Raw genomic sequence first — 2,500 nt, 5'->3', positions numbered from 1 at the left:
TACCCGTAGATTTATAGCCTATTGGTTATTACTAAAACAAGCCTTATAAGTGCAACACTGGTTTTGCCTTTGTGATGAAATTTACCGATAAAAAGCTCATGGCCAATGGCAATCAGCCAATAGCCAACAGCTATATACAACCTTTAGGGTGGTTTTAGCGGTGGGGCTCACCTGTTCCCATTCCGAACACAGAAGTTAAGCCCACCAGCGCCGATGGTACTGCGACAAGCGGGAGAGTAGGTCGCCGCCAGTTTTTATTTAAAAGTCTCATACAGTTATGTATGAGACTTTTTGCGTTTTATACTATTTACTATATACATTAAACCTCATTCATTTATTTGAATGAGGTTGTTTGGTTTATACTATATCCTTCTCCCTTTTTAAACTTTTTAAGGCATTAGATACTTAAATGCTAGACATTAGATATTAGACATATCAAAATAATCTAAGTATATTTATTTTACATCGTTTTATAACATTAGATACTGAAATTCTTTGCGTAAAATTTATGACCCAGTTATTGTCCCCACTTTTGAGCTTAGTACGAAACGATTTATCTAATAACAACTTTTGATACATTACCGCTTCTAAAAAATCTCCCAAAAATAAAAATCTTTTCGAGAGTAAATTATAAAGTCCAGGAACCCAATTAACCAAAGGATCTTCTCTATTATGAATAAACCAACTCAAAACCTGTAGCACTAAAACAAAATAGATAAGCTGAATTTTTCTATCATTAAATTATCCAAGCCTCCAATAAAAGTTCCAATACTTATGTTCTTCCATCTTCAGGCATAAAATATCAAACGTTAGTTTAAAAATATTTGGTCACGGAGTCAGCTAGTTAAGTTCAAATATGAATTTAAATTTAATTTTATGTTAAGTAAGTTTGGAAGTGTAGGGTTAAAGTCTTTATCTTTGCCCCACTGAAAACGAGAGTATATCAGTAAGCGCAGAAGAGCCTTTAGATGGGCAAAAAGATTAAGAAAATCACTTTAGGATACGAAGAGAAACAATCAAAAATTTTTAGAAATAAAAGTTGCGGGAGTTAAAAATTTTTGTATCTTTGCAGTCCGGTAAAACGGGAAGCGCAGGAGTGGGATTGAATGGTAAATAAAGAAATTAAGGTCATCAAAAAACTTTAAAAAATTCTCAAAAAACATTTGGTCATAAAGAAATAATTTTTTACTTTTGCACTCGCAAATACGGAGCGCCACTGACAGAGAGAGTGCTTCGGAAAAAGCGAAAGATTGGAAGATCATTGACATACAATATAACAACCAAGTAAGGAAAAACTAAAGCGTTAAAAACTTTGAGTGAGTCAGACAAACATACAATGGAGAGTTTGATCCTGGCTCAGGATGAACGCTAGCGGGAGGCCTAACACATGCAAGCCGAGCGGTATTTGTTCTTCGGAACAGAGAGAGCGGCGTACGGGTGCGGAACACGTGTGCAACCTGCCTTTATCAGGGGGATAGCCTTTCGAAAGGAAGATTAATACCCCATAATATATTAAGTGGCATCATTTGATATTGAAAACTCCGGTGGATAAAGATGGGCACGCGCAAGATTAGATAGTTGGTAGGGTAACGGCCTACCAAGTCAGTGATCTTTAGGGGGCCTGAGAGGGTGATCCCCCACACTGGTACTGAGACACGGACCAGACTCCTACGGGAGGCAGCAGTGAGGAATATTGGACAATGGGTGAGAGCCTGATCCAGCCATCCCGCGTGAAGGACGACGGCCCTATGGGTTGTAAACTTCTTTTGTATAGGGATAAACCTTTCCACGTGTGGAAAGCTGAAGGTACTATACGAATAAGCACCGGCTAACTCCGTGCCAGCAGCCGCGGTAATACGGAGGGTGCAAGCGTTATCCGGATTTATTGGGTTTAAAGGGTCCGTAGGCGGATCTGTAAGTCAGTGGTGAAATCTCACAGCTTAACTGTGAAACTGCCATTGATACTGCAGGTCTTGAGTAAGGTAGAAGTGGCTGGAATAAGTAGTGTAGCGGTGAAATGCATAGATATTACTTAGAACACCAATTGCGAAGGCAGGTCACTATGTCTTAACTGACGCTGATGGACGAAAGCGTGGGGAGCGAACAGGATTAGATACCCTGGTAGTCCACGCCGTAAACGATGCTAACTCGTTTTTGGGGCTTCGGCTTCAGAGACTAAGCGAAAGTGATAAGTTAGCCACCTGGGGAGTACGTTCGCAAGAATGAAACTCAAAGGAATTGACGGGGGCCCGCACAAGCGGTGGATTATGTGGTTTAATTCGATGATACGCGAGGAACCTTACCAAGGCTTAAATGGGAATTGATCGGTTTAGAAATAGACCTTCCTTCGGGCAATTTTCAAGGTGCTGCATGGTTGTCGTCAGCTCGTGCCGTGAGGTGTTAGGTTAAGTCCTGCAACGAGCGCAACCCCTGTCACTAGTTGCCATCATTCAGTTGGGGACTCTAGTGAGACTGCCTACGCAAGTAGAGAGGAAGGTGG

At 40.9% G+C, this 2,500-nt stretch carries 3 rRNA genes (2 of these 3 cut by a window edge); all 3 read left to right on the top strand.

Going from position 1 to position 2,500, the window contains the following annotated elements:
• A 23S ribosomal RNA gene (locus tag P0Y62_11625) occupies window positions 1–19 on the top strand (it extends 2,734 nt beyond the left edge of the window).
• Between the two features lie 125 nt (window positions 20–144).
• Window positions 145–253: ribosomal RNA gene (gene rrf, locus P0Y62_11620) — 5S ribosomal RNA — on the top strand.
• Between the two features lie 1,080 nt (window positions 254–1,333).
• Window positions 1,334–2,500: ribosomal RNA gene (locus tag P0Y62_11615) — 16S ribosomal RNA — on the top strand (it continues 350 nt past the right edge of the window).

This window comes from Candidatus Chryseobacterium colombiense, assembly GCA_029203185.1.
In the GTDB taxonomy this organism is placed as follows: Bacteria; Bacteroidota; Bacteroidia; order Flavobacteriales; family Weeksellaceae; genus Chryseobacterium; species Chryseobacterium colombiense.
The sequence above is the reverse complement of the archived record's forward strand: the minus strand, read 5'-3'. Positions and strand labels throughout refer to the sequence as shown.